Genomic DNA, 18,218 nt, shown 5'->3' with positions numbered 1-18,218 from the left:
AAAAGATAAGGTGGGGAAAATGCATGAGCCAGCTGCTTGATCTTAAAAACCCAAATAGAGAGGAAGTCATGGCAGGAACGCAGGCCGATCAGACAGTTATTCATCCATTAAATATCACGTCCGAAATAGGAACCTTAAAAAAGGTTCTGCTTCAGCGTCCGGGTGGTGAAATTGAACACCTGGTTCCCGAATATTTAGAGAGACTTCTTTTCGACGATATCCCATACCTGCCGGCGATTCAAAAAGAACATGATTTTTTCGCTAACGCTTTAAGAGCGAGAGGTACAGAGGTAGTGTACCTGGAGGATCTTGCCGCTGGAGCCCTGCAAACTGAATCCATCCGAAAGCAATTTGTGACAGACATACTCAGGGAAAGCTGTGCGGATAATCCGGCTCTTTGCAAAGAATTGGAAGAATTCCTGCTTGCTCTGCCTTCAAAGGAACTTGTCCTTCAGGTGATGAAGGGCATGCTTAATTACACCCCTGCAGAAGCTTCCCGGTTCAGGAACCTGGAAACATACCCATTTTCGCTGGATCCAATGCCCAATCTATATTTTACGAGGGACCCTGCAGCCGTAATCGGCAATGGGATATCAATCAATAAAATGGACCGTAAAGCAAGGCAGAGAGAGACTCTCTTTATGAATTACATACTAAGGTACCACCCGGACTTCGCTCCATTCGATATTCCTATCTGGTTCAATAGGGATAAATCTCATTCCCTTGAGGGTGGGGATATGCTGGTCCTGAGTTCCGAAGTCGTGGCTATCGGGATTAGTGACAGGACATCAAGGAAAGCAATTGAAGAAATAGCGAAAAACTTATTCCAAAAATCTAAGACGGTCAAGAAGGTGGTGGGAATCGAAATTCCTAAAACACGCGCCTTCATGCATTTAGACACCGTATTTACGATGGTAGACCGGGATAAATTCACCATTCACCCAGCCATCATGGGGCCAGATGGTAAAATGGATCTTTACTTGATGGAACCGGGTGAAGACGGGATACAGATCACAGTAAGGGATGATTTATTCTCTGTCCTGAAGGAGCTGCTGGACCTTGACGACCTTGTACTGATTCCCTGCGGCGGCGGTGACCCAATCGCAGCGGCGAGGGAACAGTGGAATGACGGATCAAATACATTAGCCATCGCACCAGGTGTTGTTGTCACATATGACAGGAACTATATCTCAAATGAGACACTGAGAAGCAATGGGGTAGAAGTCATTGAAGTGCTGAGCTCCGAACTTGCCCGAGGCAGGGGCGGCCCGCGCTGCATGAGCATGCCGCTTTACCGGGAAAATTTATAGGTAATGATGGATTGTCCCTATCATGCGGGACAATCCCTTTTTCATATTGTCAGAAATGGGGAATGCCTTTTTCTGCTCCATTCAAAATCGGAGTTTATCTGATTGAATCCAGGTAGTCAGTAATTTACCATCATAATGATTCCATAGACAAATACAGCAGCAGGGAAAGAATAAAAATCCAATTAAGTATCTGCAGGCCAAAAAAAATGAAGAGGCTCCATGTATTGAGCCTTTTTTTATGTAAAGAAAGGAAACAAATCCAAATACCGGTGTGAAAAAGCTGAGTATCCCAAAATTAGGTTCAGGTGCGTCAATCAGCTCTTCAATCAAAAAAACCCAGGAATATTATACTGATAAGGACCAGGTATATTGGAAACAGTATCCTAAAGCGGGTTAATTTAATACACTTGAGTATTAAATGGTAAGCTTAAAAATCCTCCATTAAACACACGTAGCTTTTACAATTATCTTGATAAAACAAAATGTGCATTTTTAAATTTTATAGTATGATGTGATTATACAGGGGTTAGGGGGAAACACCATGAAGAACATTAAGGCGGCGGTTTTATTGTCAGCCTGCATACTGGCCGTCCTCACCGGCTGCCAGACAGATAAACAAACATCCAGCTATTTTCAAAGTTCTAAAAAAGCATCATTTAAACACATAAAAGGGCTGGGCTTTGCCGGAGAGTCTTCTCTATATATTGCAACCGAAAAAGGAATACATAAATATGAAGACTCAAAGTGGCATGCGCCGTCGAAAAACCGGAATGATTACCTCTCGCTTGCTGTCGTAAAGGATGGAATCTATTCCAGCGGATATAAAGAAGGCACCAAAGGAAAGCCCCTTGGACTTGTAAAGAGCGGGAATCAGGGGGAAAGCCTAAAAACTGCGGGCGGAATTAAGAAGCAGGCATATGATCAGCTGGCAGCCAGCTATAAAACAGGCGAGGTTTACCTTTTTAGCAGGATAGAGGGCAGAATTCTCCATACTGCTGACGGAGGAAAGAAATGGTCGAAAAGCAAGCTTAAGGGTTTGACGTCCAAACAGCTCGGCGGGATTGCGGCTCATCCTGATCAGGCGGGCAGCATTGGCATATTTGCCAAAGAAGGCATTTTCCTTTCCACTGATTTTGGTGAATCCTTTCGACTTTTTCCGTCTGAAGCTCCTGTCACTGCCCTGGTATTTGGGGAAGGCTCGATTGTTTATGCGGACATAAATGAGGGAAGGCCATCCATCTACCTGCTGGACCTTGCCACTATGAGCAAGAGACAATTGTCGTTTCTGGATGCCAAGCCAAACAACCCCATTCTTTATCTGAGTATAAATCCGGAGGACCAGGAAACGATTGCTGCAGCAACCTATGAAAATGAAATTTTCCTTTCCAGGAATTCTGGACAGACATGGGAGCAGATAAAGAGTTCAAAAAAGAAGTAACTGCCTCATGGAGACGCGATATGCGTCTTTTTTCTTTTAAGAGAGAATTCACATTATTTCCGGATGAATATGGATGTTATTTTAAATTCTATATTTAAAATTGCATGATAAGCAGAGGCTGAGACGAATATAATGATGATGGCTGGCTTGCAGCTGAATAATAATGCAGGCCCGCTTTTAAACTTTCTGTCAAGTCTTCTAATCTAATCGATGGCTTTAATGTAGAATAATTTGATAGAATACAGGTATAATTCTCCATAAGAATCCTCAAAACATTTCCACCATAATCTTTAGTATCCACTTCTAAGTCTTCTCATGCGCGATTTAGTCAGAATATTTTGTTAAATTAAGGGGCTTCATATGAAAGTAAAGGATTGTAACGCTATCACCAAGGAATTGGGCAGGTCTGTGATTTACTGTCCTTGTGATATAAGGGATGAGGGGAAGGTAAAGCTCTCACTCGAGAGCGCCGTGCAGCACTTTAAACAAATTTAATCTTGAATCATTTGAAAGAGTTATAGGGGTAAATCTGATAGGAACTTTTCAATTCAGGCTTACTGCAGAGAGAATGGCAGGTAATGATAAGGATGGAGACGGAGAAGGGGTGTTATCATCAATACCGCTTCGATTGCCGGCTTTGAAAGACAGCTTGTACAGGCTGAGTATAGTGCCTCCAAAGCAGGTGTGGCAGGGCTGACACTGCCGCTTGCCCGGGAATTCGCAGTCCATGGAATCAGGGTGATGACTATAGATCCGGGCCTGTTTGATACCTCCATGTTTGCCTCTCTGCCCGAAGAAGCAAGGAAAGAGCTTGGCAGTTCAGTTCCCTTCCCTCCCCGTCTTGGAAAGCCGGCAGAATATGCCCGGCTGGTAAAGGCAATCCTTGAAAATCCTATGCTGAATGGGGAGTTCATTCGTCTGGATGGAGCAGTCAGGCTGATGCCGCAATGATGGCTCTAATAAAAATCAAGGGAGTGATGTGATTGGCTGGTTCATACATAAAGGAAGAACATCAAATCTTTAGGAAGTCACTGGCTAAATTCCTGGACAAAGAAGCTCGTCCTCATTATGGAAATTGGGAGGAAAACCGGCTGATACCAAGGGGATTCTGGAAAAAGCTTGGCAGGCAGGGCTATCTTTGCCCTGACATTCCTGAAAGGTATGGGGGAGCTGGAGGAGACTGGGGCTATTCTGCTGTTCTTGTCGAAGAACTGGAGCGAATTGGATCCGGCCTCATAGGAGTCAGTCTGCACAATGACATTGCCGTTCCTTATATAACGGCATATGGCACAGAGGAACAGAAAGAGAGATGGCTCCCCGGGTGCACCACAGGCGACATCATTACGGCTCTTGCCATGACGGAGCCGGGAGCCGGTTCAGATTTAGCTGGAATCACAGCATCCGCAAGAAAAGAGGGCGGAAGGTATATCCTTAACGGACAAAAAACGTTCATCACCAATGGTATACAGGCAGATCTGATCATAGTCGCCTGCAGGACCCATAAGGATGAAAGTAAGAGACATAAAGGAATAAGCCTTCTTGCCGTAGAAAAAGATTTTCCAGGCTTTCGGCGTGGACGGAAGCTTGAGAAGATGGGGCTCCACTCACAGGACACGGCAGAATTATTTTTCGAAGAATGCGAGATTCCTGCAGAAAATGTAATAGGATCAGAAGGGGAAGGGTTTGCCTGCATGATGGATAAGCTGCAGCAGGAAAGGCTTGTGGTAGCAATTGCTGCCCAGACAGCGGCCGAGGAAATGCTCGGACTCGCAATGCGATATGTGAAGGAACGCCAGGCATTTGGAAAAACCATCAGTTCTTTTCAGCATATACAATTCAAGATTGCTGAAATGGCGGCTGATATAGAAATGGGCAGAACCTTCCTTGATTCACTGGTCGCAGATCACATAGAGGGGAAGGATATTGCCGCCAGAGTTTCCATGGGAAAATGGAAATTGACCGAATTGGCGAGAAAGACAGCAGCTGAATGCATGCAGCTCCACGGAGGCTATGGCTTTATGGAAGAATACGAGATTGCCAGGAGGTACAGGGATATTCCTGCCTCAAGCATTTATGCAGGAACGAATGAAATCATGAAAATGATTGTCGCCAAAAATCTTGGTTTATAAATGGAGGAGAAGTAATGCGAGAAGCAGTTATTGTAGCTGGAGTCCGCACCCCGGTTGGAAGGAGGAACGGCACTTTGAAGGATATCCGGCCGGATGAATTGCTGGCGCTGACCCTGAAGGAGCTTATGGATAGATCTGGTGTAAATCCGGGAGCAGTGGAAGATGTGATAATAGGCTGTGTATCCCAGATTGGGGAACAGGCTGGGGATATTGCCAGGGCAGCTGCCCTGATGGCCGGGTTCCCCGAAGAAGTACCTGGAACCACAGTTGACCGGCAATGCGGTTCCAGTCAGCAGGCGGTCCATTTTGCAGCCCAGGCAATTCTGAGCGGGGATATGGATATTGTTGCCGCCGGCGGAGTGGAGAGCATGTCAAGGATACCGATCGGCTCTAATTATCAGGGAGTGAAGCCGTCCTCGATGTATACAGACCGTTACAGGATTACTCATCAGGGGATATCAGCAGAAAGGATTGCGGACAAATATAATTTTTCCAGGGAAGAATTGGACGTTTTTGCCCTTAACAGCCATGAAAAAGCATTGCGGGCAATTGAACTGGGCTACTTTGATAAAGAAATATTTCCTCTGGCGCTGTCTTCTATGGATGGAAAGGACTTAATCATTCGTGAGGATTCAGGGCCCCGTAAGGATAGCTCCATAGAAGGCCTTTCCTCCCTGAAACCGGTTTTTGAAGAAAATGGGGTGATCACTGCGGGGAACTCCTCGCAGATCAGTGATGGTGCAGCGTGTATGCTTATCATGTCCAGGGAGAAAGCGGAAGAACTCGGCATCAAGCCGCGTTTCAAAATTCATACCAGAGTGGTCACAGGCTCCGATCCGGTGCTTATGCTTACAGGCCCTATCCAGGCTACCCAGAAAGCTTTGGAGAAATCGGGTCTCACCCTCAATGATATTGATATATTCGAAGTGAACGAGGCATTTGCCCCTGTTACCCTTGCATGGCTTGAGGAAACTGGTGCAGATCCGGAGAAGCTGAATCCGAACGGCGGCGCGATTGCCCTGGGACATCCCCTTGGAGCAAGCGGTGCCAGGATCATGGTTTCCATGATTCATGAATTAGAACGGATCAAAGGCAGGTATGCACTTCAAACCATGTGTGAAGGACATGGAATGGCTAATGCAACCATCATTGAGAGACTGGATTTTTAGAAATCTTGGGTGATAATAAAGGAGGCCCTGAAATGGGAGTGACAGTTGGCCGTATTTTTGAAATGACCGCAGCTAAATTTCCGAACAAAGAAGCGTATTATGATTCCAGAAAGGATAAGCATTTGACTTACAGGGGCTGGCAGCAGGAAGTCCATGCACTTGCAAATGCCTTCCGTGCAGCGGGTGTAAAAAAAGGGGACCGTATCTCCACCTGTCTTTATAATACGGAGGAAATGGGAACCTCTTACTTTGCCTGTGCCCTGATCGGCGGTGTCTTTAATCCGATCAATTTCCGGCTGACTGCAGAGGAGACGGCTTTTATTCTGGAGGATGCGGAGCCAAAAATCGTTTTGTTTGAAGAAGCTACACGGCAGGTGATTGAAGCTGTCCGGATGAGGTTTCCGCATATTTCATTCTGGTTTATCGACCAGGATACCCCCTCCTTTGCAAAGAGTTACCTAGCTGAAATGGAGGCAGCAGTCTTAAAGGAAATAACAGTGGATGTGGATGAGAATGATCTGTATGCCATCATGTATACGAGCGGTACAACAGGCAGACCGAAGGGGGTCATGCATACGCACAGGGACGCTGCCGAGCAGAGCCTGCTGTGCATTGCTGCGACAGGCATCACTTCTAAAGACTGCGGTCTAGCGGCTGCGCCTATGTTTCATTGTGCTGAGCTCCATTGTGCCTTTCTGCCCCGTGTCCATGCAGGGGCGAGTCATGTATTTCTGCACCAGTTCCACCCCGGAAGACTGCTGCAGCTGATTGAGGCTGAAAAAGTGTCCATGCTTTTTGCCGCACCCGCCATGTGGAATATGATTCTTCAAGAGGATATGGAAAATCATTCCGTCCGTTCCCTGCGGTTGGGATTGTACGGAGCAGCACCGATGGCTCCCGCCCTTGTAAGGGCTTGCCGTGAGAGACTGGGAATAAAGCTTGTCCAAGCCTATGGGATGACTGAAATGGGCCCAGCCATATCGTTCTTGTCAGATGAAGATCAAATAGAAAAATCCGGGTCAGCGGGCCAGGCCGCACTCAATCATGAAATCAGGATTGTGAAGCCGGCAGAGGATGGCCCTTCTGATCCCGAACAAACTCTCCCGCCTTATAAAACCGGTGAAATTTTAGTCAGGGGCCCCTGTATGATGAGCGGATATTATAACAAGGTAGAAGCCTCGAGGGAAGCCGTATATAAAGGCTGGTATCATTCAGGAGATATAGGCTATCTGGATGAAGACGGTTTTTTATATGTTAAGGACCGTCTTAATGATATGATCATCAGCGGCGGTGAAAATATCTATCCGAGGGAAGTGGAGGACCTCCTCTACGAGCATCCGGATGTCCTTGAAGCTGCCGTAATCGGGGAGCCGCATGATCTTTGGGGAGAGTCGGTGACCGCCATCATTGTAAAAAAAGATCAAAACCTGACCGCCGAGATCCTTGAGGACTTTTGCAAAAACAGCAACAGACTGGCAAATTATAAACGGCCTCGTTCCTATATCTTCATGAACAGCCTGCCGCGGAATGCCAGCGGGAAAATATTAAAATATCAAATCAGGCAGGAAATCAAGAGGTAATGACTGGCCGGGATAATGAACACTTGTGAAACAAAAAGATGGCAGCTGCTCCATTGCCGCTGCCTGTTATACACTCTAAAAATGAAGCACCGCCAGCTAAAAACAGATTGATTTCATATTGCAGGTCTTGGTTCTTTGAACCCAAGAAGGAATTCGAGATTGGAGCGGAATGTATCTTCTCCCTGCCAGTCTTTATAATCGGCAGGAATGGATGCTCGTTCAAAGGGGGCCTCATCGCCTGTTAATCTGGCGGCCAGTTCCTTAATCGTAACCAGGTAATTCATCAGGTCTGCAATGGCTTGTTCGTCAGCTGCCGGTCCGTGGCCGGGTATCAAAGCGTCGACTTTGTACTTCGCAAGCTTTTCAAGGATTCCATGCCAGCTTTCTGGATTGCCGTCACGAAGCATAGGGTGCCGGCCCACTGTGACCAGATCTCCCGTAAAGAGGATTCTGTCTTCCGGGATATAGAGGAAAGAGTCGCATATACTATGTCCGCCTCCCAGCGTTTCAAGCACTGCTTTTTTTTCTGTCCCGCTGAAAATCACCCGTTTGTCAAAGGTGATGGCCGGGGGAGTGAATTCAAGACCGGGAAGGGATCGTTCAATTTCCTTGAGGAAGTCCAGCTGAATCTTCAATTTTTTTGCTTTTTCCGCATTGTTTTCTCCTTTAAGATCGCCTTCCAGTTTTTCTATATGTGACAGCAGCTGTGGAATCTTCGACTTCTGATCTGAAATCCTTTCTGGGTGGGTTTCAAGCATTTTAGTCCTTGTCGCAATAGAGGAGATGATAACTGCTTTTTTAAAACATTGATTTCCCCTGATATGATCTCCGTGCCAATGACTGTTAATCACATATTGAACCGGCACTTTAGTCAGTTCTGCAGCAGCTTCTGCTAATTCTTTTGCAGCACAATGGGAATTAAAGGTATCGAAAATAATTGTTTTATCACCCAAATCAATTATGCCTGCATTTGAAACGGCACCGCCGCCTGACTTTGCAATGGCAGCATAAATTCCATCCTTGATTCGTTCGATTGTAAAATGTTCTGATTTTCTTACCATATCATCACCTGCTTGTTTATTTGTTTTGAGGACTTGCCACAGGGAAAAACTATCATGGTGACTGGGAGGGGTATATTCAGGAAAAATATAAGAGTGAAGCATTCATATAATGATAGCTTTTTCCTGAAGGCGGGGTGGATCTCTTTTAAAATGGCTGTAATCGTGAATTAGGAGCTATTGGAATACGGGCGCCCCTCAGGGTGTTTTTTTCTCTATTTCTGCATTTGGATGTGATATAGTTGTTTTCAATATATCCTTCACAATATCCTGCCTGCTTTAACAGAATACTTTAGGATTTCCAATAGGAGGTTAAGTATGGAAAGAAACATAGAGAGGCACCTGGTCGCTGCAATCGGGTACAGAGCAGGATTTGCATTCCGGCAGGCTCCCGCTGAATACATGGGATTTCGAGCGGGGGAAGGAGTCCGCACTCCGCTTGAAATTATTAATCATATGAATGCTGTGCTCACAAAAGCGGCGCGCGCATTTGGTGTGGACTGTGAAGACATCGGCACTCCGGCTTCAGGAGAAGCAGAAATAAGCCGATTTTTTGAGCTCCTTAAAGAAATAGATCTGGCGATGGAATCTGGGGCAGAACCCTTAACTTTAACCCTTGAACAAATCATGCAGGGGCCGCTTGCAGACGTATTGACCCATATAGGTCAGCTCTATATGCTGAGGAGGCTGTCCGGCTCGCCGGTCTCAAACCCGGGGAGCTTTATTCAGGCAGATATTACAAAAGGCAGAATTCAATACTGAAAATTAAATGTATAAAAAGAAAGTTTCTGAAAAAAATACTTCCAAAGGAGGTATTTTAATGAAAAAGTTAGCATTCACTTTCATGGCAGCCATCGCGCTGCTCCTGTCCCATAACTCAGCGGCATCAGCCCAGACGGAACAGCCGCAGCCAGAATTCAAACTGACTCAACAGCAAAAGGAAGAGCTTTTGGTCATTCATCGCAATCTCTTAACTGAAAAGAAAAGACTCATTTCCAAATATATTGAATTTGGCGTCATACCTGAAGAAAAGGGAAAAAAGATGCTGAAAAGGATTGAAGAGCATTATACCCTGATCGAAAAGAAGGGGTTCGTTCCCTTTGAAGGGAAAAAAGAATGGAAGCATCATCACAAAGGAATGGAGCATCGCTAATAATTCCTTTAGAATTACTTCATAATATAAAAAAGGCGGCTGCCCTGCTGATCCGGGGCAGCCGCTTTCCAATTCCCCGATCTGAATTGCGATCTAGAAATAAATTATGTCCATTCCAGGTGCAGGCAGCATGTTGGCCCTAACATGGACTTATGACCAGAATGCAAGTAAACCAGCTTCACTTTGGGGAAAAGGGAATCATTTTGGTCGTCAGAGGATTTCCCGGTCAGACTGCCAATCAACCGGTGTTAATAGAAAAGAACTTTCAACAGTATGCTTTCGTTATTCTATTATATTGCCCTCAAAGTTTTCCCGTCCAGCATCCCTGAACTTATGCACAAGCAGGGGAAGGGCTTCCGGGCAAGAGTAATTTTTTGTATCGAAACAGGAATCTTTTTAACGAAATTTTTAGAAAGATTAAACAATCTGTGACTTTCGACCGATATATAAAATATACATACATTTACAGCAAAGAGGGATGAAATAAGATGAGATTAAATGTTGGTGCGAAAATCAGGGGCGGTTTTTTTGCAGTCCTCATTTTAATGGCAGGTGCAGGGATGTTAGGGCTGTTCCAAATAAGCCAGGTGGACAAGTCTTACTCGGCAATCATTGATAAGGATATAACCAATGTAGCGAGGATAAAGGAGCTGAAGGCTGATTTATTCAAACAGTCGGCTGAAGTCAGAAGCTTCCTCTTGACCGGTGAAGAAGCTAGTTTGGCAGAATATCAAAGGGCATCAGACAGATTCCAAAAAAATGTGATGCTGATTATGTCACAGACGAATGATCCTAAGATGAAAGAGCTTGTAAAAGGAATCAATGAAGTGCATATTGAATTTCAGCAGATCGTTGAAAAGGAAGTAAAGGCTAAAAGAGAAAATAATCAGAATGTCTACATGACGATCATAAAGACTTCTGCAAAGAGTATTGGAGCAAGGTTCGGGGAATCCGTTGACAAAGCAGTCAGTTATGAGATGGCGAATGTTGAAAAAGAAAGCAGCAGGCTCACACAGAAAACCAGAAATGTTATCATTTTAATTTCTGTCTTCAGTCTTGCAGCGGCAGCGGCAGCTCTCTTAATCTCCTATTTCGTAAACAGAAGCATAACAAAACCGATCATTGCAGCTTCCAAATCTATTAAGAAAATTGCCGGGGGAGAGCTTTCGGTAGATGAAATTAAAGTGAAAAACAAAGATGAAATAGGAAGCCTGGTCGCTTCGTTAAATCATATGACTGGAAATATTCGTCATATGGTAGGAGAAATCCACCATTCCTCCAGTCAGGTTGCAGCCAGCAGCCAGCAGCTGGCTGCAAGTTCAGAAGAAAGTACAGCGGCGGCCGAGCAGATAGCCGGTAACACACAAAAAGCGGCACAGGGAATGGAGCATCAGCTGGAACAGTTTCAAATGGTATCTTCTTCTGTTGAAAATATGGCAGATGGGCTTCGTGAAATTTCCGAAAGCAGTGAGGAAATGCTCTCTGCTGCCGAAGATGCAGAAGCAGTGACAAAGCAAGGAAGCAATTCCATTGTGAATGTTGTCAAACAGATGAATTTAATCCACCATTCAGTCAGCCAGGCATCCGGAACCATTCAGTCCCTGGATGTGAAATCAGCCGAAATCAGCACCATTGTGGGTCTGATTACCGGAATCGCCGATCAGACGAATCTTCTTGCGCTTAATGCCGCCATCGAAGCGGCACGTGCCGGGGAGCAGGGCAGGGGCTTTGCTGTTGTGGCTGACGAAGTCAGGAAGCTTGCTGAGGAATCCAAGCGCTCAGCGGATCAGATAACGGTCATGATCAGTCAGATTCAGGAAGAAATCAAAACTGCAGTTCAGACAATGGAAGAAGGGTCCCTCCTTGTGAAGGACGGCCTTGGGGACTCTGCCGAAGCCAATGAAGCATTTACTTCGATTGCGGAATCGATTGGAGGGGTCACTTCACGCGTCCAGGCAGTGTCTGCTTCAGTCCAATCATTATCAGAAGCCAGCAGCCAAATATCTGAAGCGGTCGCTGAAGTAAGGGTAATCAATGAAGTCAGTGCGGCAGCCGCACTCGAAAGCTCTGCAGCGACAGAAGAGCAGCTTGCTGCCATGGAAGAAGTGTCTACCTCGGCAGAAGCGCTCTCAAAACTTGCAGATGATTTGCAGACTTCTATTTCACACTTTAAAATGTAACAAAGGGCCGGAGGCAGGCTGCCTCCGGTTTTTTTATAGGCATAAGAATAGATTGCGCCCCAGGTTCAAAACATAAGGGAAGTTTTCTTAAACATTCAGGAGGTTTATCATGTATACATTGCTTACACATAATGATTTAGATGGTGTGGGGTGCGGAATACTGGCCAGACTTGCATTCGGTGAAAATGTCGAGGTACGTTATAATTCCATAGCAAGCTTGAACAGACAGGTGGAAAAATTTATAGAAACTGGGGATACTTCTAGAAAGCTGTACATAACAGATTTATCTGTAAGTGAAAAGAACGAGGAAAACATACAGGCATTTATTGATGCTGGCGGGCAGGCAGAGCTGATTGACCATCACAAGTCTGCAGACCATCTGAACCGCCATCCTTGGGCAAGTGTTAAAGTTGAAGAGGACGGAAAGCCTGCTTCAGCAACCTCACTGTTTTATAAGCATCTGACCGCTTCTGGAGCTTTAGAAGGATCCCGGACCGCCGATGAATTTGTAGAACTGGTCAGGCTGTATGATACATGGGAATGGGACAGGCTTTCGGTTCAGGATGCAAAGCGCCTGAATGATTTGTTTTTTATGTATCCTATTGAAGAATTCGCAGAAAATATGCTGAGCCGCCTTGCTGGAACCACACCGTTTGAATTTAGTGAATTGGAGAAAAAGCTGCTTGAAATTGAAGAAAGTAAAATAGATCGTTATATCCGCAGAAAGAAGAGGGAAGTATACCAGATTTATAACGGCGCGGAGTGTGCGGGCGTAGTCCATGCCGAGAATTACCATTCTGAACTTGGGAATGAACTTATGAAAGAATTCAGCCATCTTGATTATATCGCTATTGTCATGGTCGGCGGAAAGAGAATTAGCCTCAGGACCATCCATGATCATGTGGATGTCTCAGAGGTGGCTGGAAGATACCAGGGCGGCGGCCACCAAAAAGCATCCGGATGCACCCTGACTCCGGAAGGCTTCAAACTATTTGTGGAAAAGCCGTTTGAGATCGAGCCTTTAAGAGCGGACGCCCATGACAACCGCTATAATGTCAAAGAGCCCGATGTTTTCTGCCTGTTCAGCAACCACGATCAGGATACCATTCTAATCCGTAAAAATGGTGGTTCTTGGGTATTGGAAATTAATAGAGAAACAAAAGGATCCTTCGATTCGTTCGCGGAGGCAGAAAAAGTGGTGAAGAGGAATTACTATGCCTGGCTGGTGCGGGATGATATTTATGTGGATTTCCTGAGGAAGAATTACTTGAATAGCGAGAGTTGAAAAAGAAGAACCAGATGCCGGGGCATCTGGTTCTTTATCATTCAGACTAAAACCAGCTCTGAAGAATAGAGCTGGTTTTAGTATTACATCGACGCTAATTCAACTAAATCCGTTTCATTCACGATCATGTCGACTTCCCAGCCCTCTAGTGTTTCCTTTTTCAGAAGGGCATTATACAGGGCATTAAATTGAAGGCGGTGTGTATCAATGAGCATCTCCGTCTCGGCTAGTGCTTCGTAAAATAATTCTTTCATCTTTTCTTCTTTATCCTCTTTGCTGAAAGACAGGGTAAATCCTTCCTGCAGTACGCCCAGGTCGACCATTTGCTCGATGATCTTCTTAGCCTGCTGGACATCACCGCCGACTCCAATGCTGTGCTCACCAAGGAAGAGGCGTTCTGACACACCGCCTGCAAGGATCATTTTAACCTTATCCATCAGGTCTGATGCAGTAGCAAGATGCATTTCCTTCTGAAGCGGAGCTACATAGCCCAGTGCCTGTCCGCGGGGGATGATGGTAGCTTTGCGGACTGAACCAGGTTTCGTCAATGATGATATCAGTGCATGTCCGGTTTCATGGATGGCAACACGCCTTTTTGTCTCAGCATCTTTAAGGTCCCTGGAAGTGGAGCCCAGGATGGTGCGGTCCAAAGCAAAATCAAGGTCTGACTTCTGGATGGATTCACTTCCATTTCTTACAGCCCTTCTGCTGGCGATTTCAAACAGGGAGCTGAGCTCCGCTCCTGAAAAGCCCGAGGTGCTTTCCGCAAGGATATCTAATGAGGCTGCGACATCATCGGAAAGTTGTTTGCCTTTAGCATGAATCTCAATGATATCCCTCCGGCCGTTTGTATCCGGAAGCGGAACTTCAAATGAGAAGTCGATGCGGCCGGGGCGGAGGAACGCTTCATCCAGCATATCTTTTCTGTTTGTTGCCGCGATGAACAGAATGCCGTCGTTTTGATGGCCTCCATCAAGCTGGACAAGGAGTTCTGTTAACGTTTTTTCGGATTCTTCTCCGCCATGCTGCTTCCGTTTTGCTGCAAGGGCATCCACTTCATCAATGAAGATGACAGCGGGAGTCTGTTTCCTGGCCGTCTGGAAAAGGCTTCTCACACGTGATGCGCCGACCCCGACAAACATTTCATTGAAGGAAGCTCCGCTTGCAGTATAGAAGCTTGCCCCAATTTCTCGGGCCATAGCCTGTGCAAGAAGGGTTTTTCCTGTTCCGGGAGGGCCGTATAATAAAATCCCCTTAGGGGGCTTTATGCCGACTTTGGCAGATTTTTCGGGATCTTTGACAATGGAGAGGGTTTGCAATATTTCTTCCTTCATTTCATTAGGAAGGCCGCCTACATCGCTGATCGTGATGCTTGGTAGCGCACGTGCTTTTGCAACACTGTTTTTCATGGTATTCGCAGCACCAAGGCCGCCCTTGTTTTTCCTTTGATACACCACGGCGGCTGCGATGACAGCAATCACGAGTCCGCCAAGAATCCAGCCGGTATATTCACTGCTGTTTGTGTAAGTATATTGAACATTGAATTTTTCAACTAATTTATCTACCATTTGGCTGTTTGGGGGAACATAAGAAATATAATCCCCTTTTTCAGTCGTCAGGACCAGTTTACCGTTTTGATGTTCCTCAAGGCTGACAGGAGCGCCTTTTTGAGTCTCTATCATTTCCGTCATCGAGGAGAATGGAATGGCCATCTCCTTTGAAGTCCCTTTAATAATCCAAGACACAGCACCAACAATGATCAATAAAGCTGCCAGCGGCAGAACGAACTTCGACATTAATTTTGGACGTGAATTCAAAGACTCATCTCCTTCTCAAGTATATCTAGATTATAGAAAATTAAGTCTTATTATACAAAGGATAAAACTGGATTAACACCCGGTAATTATTGGTAAATGATTTAAACGGGTTTAAAAAGCAAAAACTTTGAAATCAAAGAGTGCACAAAAAAAAATAGTGCCCTTCCGGACACTATTTTCCCTTATGATTAATGCTCTAAAAACGTTGACAGCATCCATAAATGTTTCTCCAGCGAGACGGAAATCCCGAGCAGCAGATCGCTCGTGCCTTCATCTCCGGCATTCTGCGCTGTCTGCATTCCCGCTGACAGCTCTTTGATTAGCTGCTGGAAATCGTTTGATAACGCCTGTACCATTTCCTTTGTAGTTTCATTTCCGGAAGCCTCATTAATGCTGGCTACCTCCAAAACCTCTCTAAGGGTAGCGGATGGACGGCCATTTACAGCCAGGAGCCTTTCTGCGAGGACATCAATATTTTCATTTGCCTCATTATAAAGCTCCTCAAATTTCTCGTGGAGGGTGAAAAAGTTTTCTCCCCTGACATACCAATGATAATTATGCAGCTTTGTATATAACACAGTCCAGTTGGCAACCTGCTGATTCAATACCTGGCCAATTTCGGATTTCTGTGCATTCTTCTGTGAAAATTGTGGTTTGCGTGCGAATTCTGACATGAAAATTCCTCCTATAGTTAGACTCTCAAAAAAAACATGGATTATACCACAATGTTTTTCGTTATTTTATTTTTCCTCATTTAAGGAAGGACTAAACATTTTCTCAATTTCCGGATAGAGATGTTCTTATGAAAAGCTGGGACCAAGTGTGCATGCCGAGATAAATTTTCCATATATATAAAAATAATCACGGCTAGGCGGTGCTTAAAATGGGAATCAGAATCCGAAATGATCAGGCTGTTATATCACTTGATGGAGAACAGACCAGTTACATCATAAGTGTCGATGAACAGGGTGGGCTTCTACATTTATATTGGGGAAAATATATAACGAATCTGGGCGATTTTGAACTGGCACCCTTAAAAGGGCTGTCCACCTTTGAAGGAAGGGATGATCTGCTGCCTGAGGAGTTTTCAGGCTGGGGAGGTTTAATGTATAAGGAACCCTCATTGAAAGTCAGTTTCGCAGATGGAACAAGGGATGTGCACCTATTGGTGGATTGCCTGGAAGCTGATGATGATATCCTTACCATTACTTTAAAGGACGCCAGGTTCAGCCTCGAAGCTGTGGTAAAATACCAGACCTTCGAGGAACAGGATATGATTAAAAGATCGGTAACAATAAATAACTTTGGAGATGCCGGCCTTATGATAGAACAGCTGTTCAGCGGCGAATGGAATTTTAAAGAAGGGAACTTCTTTCTGACAAATGTATCTGGTAAATGGGCAGCGGAGAATGCAGTTTTCCGGAAAGAAATTCCCCCGGGAAAGATGGTCCTTGAAGGCCGGAGGGGCATCACCGGGCACAATCACAGTCCTTATTTCATGTTAGACACGCAGGCATCTCCAGATTCTGGAGACGTTTTTTTTGGAGTCCTTGCACACAGCGGCAACTTCAAAATTGAGGTCGAGAAGCTGCCTTTTGGCAGTACCCGGGTCCTTGCAGGGATGAATGATTTTGATTCAAGAATTGAACTTGCTCCAGGGGCAAGCTTAGACTCACCGGCAGTATACTTTGGATTTACGTCAAAGGGGCACAACGGGGCGTCCCAGGCACTGCATTCTTTTGCAAGGAACTTCCTCATTCCGCAATCCCACCGAAGTACATTGAGGCCGGTCTTATACAATAGCTGGGAGGCAGTGCGGTTTGAAGTTACGGATGAAAACCAGTCACTGCTTGCTGAAAGGGCGGCGGAAATCGGCGTCGAACTTTTTGTAGTAGATGACGGCTGGTTCAAGAATCGGAATTCTTCGGCCGCAGGCCTGGGGGACTGGTATCCGGATGAAATGAAATTTCCTCATGGTCTTGCACCACTTATTGAGAAAGTGAAAAATCTAGGAATGAAATTCGGGATATGGATCGAACCGGAGATGGTGAATAGGGACAGCTATCTATACAGGATGCATCCCGACTGGGTCTATCGCTTTGAAACCAGGGAGGGGACTCTTTCCCGTAATCAGCTTGTACTGGATTTGACCAGGGAGGAAGTTAGGAATTATCTGCTTTATGCCCTGGATCACCTTCTGACAAAGCATGATATTTCATACGTGAAATGGGATATGAACAGGCCGATTTCAGAGCCGGGAGCTTTGGATCTCCCGAAAGACCGCCGTCAGGAAATCTGGTATCTGCACAATAAATATGTTTTTGAACTGATCGGTGAGCTTAGAAAAAGACATCCTGATGTTTTATGGGAAGGCTGTGCCTCAGGAGGGGGCCGGGTAAACTTTGAAGCTATACAATATTTTGACCAGTTCTGGCCGAGCGACAACACCGACGGGCTGGAACGCCTTGCGATACAGAGCGGGTTCAGCTATGCATATCCTGTGAAAACCATGTCCTGCTGGGTTACCGATAGTCCCAATTCATATACGAAACGAATCATCCCCATTCAGTTCAGATGTCATGCTGCGATGCTTGGATCATTTGCAGTAGGTTCGAATTTAATTCAGATGAACAGCAGCGATCTTTTAATTTTAAAAAAATCTGTCTCTGAATATAAAAGGATCAGGAGTATTATCCAGCACGGTCAATTACACCGGATAGAATCGGAGGAAAAAGGCTGCCATGTTTTTCAGTACATAAAGGAAAATAGGGCGGTGGTTTTTGTATTTAAGCATGGAGGAGGAGCTAAGGACCCTTTTATACGCTTGAAAATCAAAGGCCTTGAACCGGCGAGGAACTATTGTGCCGCTTTAGATGGAAAAATTTTATTCATAAAATCTGGAGATTATTTAATGTATGAAGGAATTAAACTGTCCCTGAATAAAGAATATGACAGCAGGATGTTTGAGATATTCCCAAAAATGGCATATCTATATAGGGGAGAAAAGAAAAATCATTTTTAACCCGATTGCCACTATATGAATCTGCACGAAAAGAATAAGGCTGTCACAATGTTCGTATTTGCAGGTTGTGAAATTGA

13 protein-coding genes and 1 pseudogene are annotated in these 18,218 nt (G+C 45.2%); 11 read left to right on the top strand and 3 right to left on the bottom strand.

Annotation, left to right across the window (positions count from 1 at the left end):
* Positions 1–68 precede the first annotated feature (68 nt).
* From arcA to V1501_RS12495, 6 genes and pseudogenes are all read left to right on the top strand, one after another.
* On the top strand, positions 69–1,310 hold the full coding sequence (gene arcA / locus V1501_RS12520) for an arginine deiminase (protein WP_409293342.1): 1,242 nt from the start codon (positions 69–71) through the stop codon (positions 1,308–1,310).
* 541 nt (positions 1,311–1,851) lie between these two features.
* A complete protein-coding gene (locus V1501_RS12515) occupies positions 1,852–2,748 on the top strand; it encodes a WD40/YVTN/BNR-like repeat-containing protein (protein WP_409288563.1) in 897 nt (298 codons plus the stop codon).
* Positions 2,749–3,241: 493 nt separating this feature from the next.
* Positions 3,242–3,699 (top strand): annotated as a pseudogene (locus V1501_RS12510) (SDR family NAD(P)-dependent oxidoreductase); the annotation flags it as partial.
* A 32-nt stretch (positions 3,700–3,731) separates the two neighbouring features.
* A complete protein-coding gene (locus V1501_RS12505; RefSeq protein WP_409288561.1) occupies positions 3,732–4,877 on the top strand; it encodes an acyl-CoA dehydrogenase family protein in 1,146 nt (381 codons plus the stop codon).
* A 14-nt stretch (positions 4,878–4,891) separates the two neighbouring features.
* Positions 4,892–6,046, top strand: a complete 1,155-nt coding sequence (locus tag V1501_RS12500; protein WP_409288559.1) for a thiolase family protein — start codon at positions 4,892–4,894, stop codon at positions 6,044–6,046.
* A 32-nt stretch (positions 6,047–6,078) separates the two neighbouring features.
* Entirely contained in the window at positions 6,079–7,626 is a 1,548-nt protein-coding gene (locus V1501_RS12495; RefSeq protein WP_409288557.1) for a fatty acid--CoA ligase, read from the top strand.
* A gap of 113 nt (positions 7,627–7,739) precedes the next feature.
* On the opposite strand, the gene V1501_RS12490 is transcribed toward V1501_RS12495, so the two are convergent.
* Positions 7,740–8,687, bottom strand: a complete 948-nt coding sequence (locus tag V1501_RS12490) for an MBL fold metallo-hydrolase (protein WP_409288555.1) — start codon at positions 8,685–8,687, stop codon at positions 7,740–7,742.
* 315 nt (positions 8,688–9,002) lie between these two features.
* On the opposite strand from V1501_RS12490, the gene V1501_RS12485 reads away from it, so the two are divergent.
* From V1501_RS12485 to V1501_RS12470, 4 genes are all read left to right on the top strand, one after another.
* Positions 9,003–9,446 carry a hypothetical protein gene (locus V1501_RS12485; protein ID WP_409288554.1) on the top strand — a complete coding sequence of 148 codons (444 nt, stop codon included), beginning with the start codon at positions 9,003–9,005 and terminating at the stop codon, positions 9,444–9,446.
* Positions 9,447–9,504: 58 nt separating this feature from the next.
* The gene (locus V1501_RS12480) at positions 9,505–9,837 is read left to right on the top strand and encodes a DUF2680 domain-containing protein (protein WP_409288552.1); all 333 of its coding nucleotides are present in this window, start codon (positions 9,505–9,507) and stop codon (positions 9,835–9,837) included.
* Positions 9,838–10,325: 488 nt separating this feature from the next.
* Positions 10,326–12,017, top strand: coding sequence for a methyl-accepting chemotaxis protein (locus V1501_RS12475; RefSeq protein WP_409288550.1), 1,692 nt, complete (start codon positions 10,326–10,328; stop codon positions 12,015–12,017).
* A gap of 109 nt (positions 12,018–12,126) precedes the next feature.
* Positions 12,127–13,302: a DHH family phosphoesterase gene (locus V1501_RS12470; protein ID WP_409288548.1), complete on the top strand. Its 1,176-nt coding sequence runs from the start codon at positions 12,127–12,129 to the stop codon at positions 13,300–13,302.
* A gap of 83 nt (positions 13,303–13,385) precedes the next feature.
* Here V1501_RS12470 and V1501_RS12465 read toward each other — a convergent pair whose 3' ends face one another.
* Together V1501_RS12465 and V1501_RS12460 are read right to left on the bottom strand one after the other, a co-directional pair.
* The gene (locus V1501_RS12465) at positions 13,386–15,119 is read right to left on the bottom strand and encodes an AAA family ATPase (protein ID WP_409288546.1); all 1,734 of its coding nucleotides are present in this window, start codon (positions 15,117–15,119) and stop codon (positions 13,386–13,388) included.
* Positions 15,120–15,307: 188 nt separating this feature from the next.
* Positions 15,308–15,793, bottom strand: coding sequence for a Dps family protein (locus V1501_RS12460; RefSeq protein WP_409288544.1), 486 nt, complete (start codon positions 15,791–15,793; stop codon positions 15,308–15,310).
* Between the two features lie 209 nt (positions 15,794–16,002).
* On the opposite strand from V1501_RS12460, the gene V1501_RS12455 reads away from it, so the two are divergent.
* The gene (locus tag V1501_RS12455) at positions 16,003–18,141 is read left to right on the top strand and encodes an alpha-galactosidase (RefSeq protein WP_409288543.1); all 2,139 of its coding nucleotides are present in this window, start codon (positions 16,003–16,005) and stop codon (positions 18,139–18,141) included.
* Positions 18,142–18,218: the final 77 nt, after the last annotated feature.

The organism is Paraperibacillus esterisolvens, from assembly GCF_046237625.1.
Lineage (GTDB): Bacteria > Bacillota > Bacilli > Bacillales > DSM-1321 > Paraperibacillus > Paraperibacillus esterisolvens.
The sequence above is the reverse complement of the archived record's forward strand: the minus strand, read 5'-3'. Positions and strand labels throughout refer to the sequence as shown.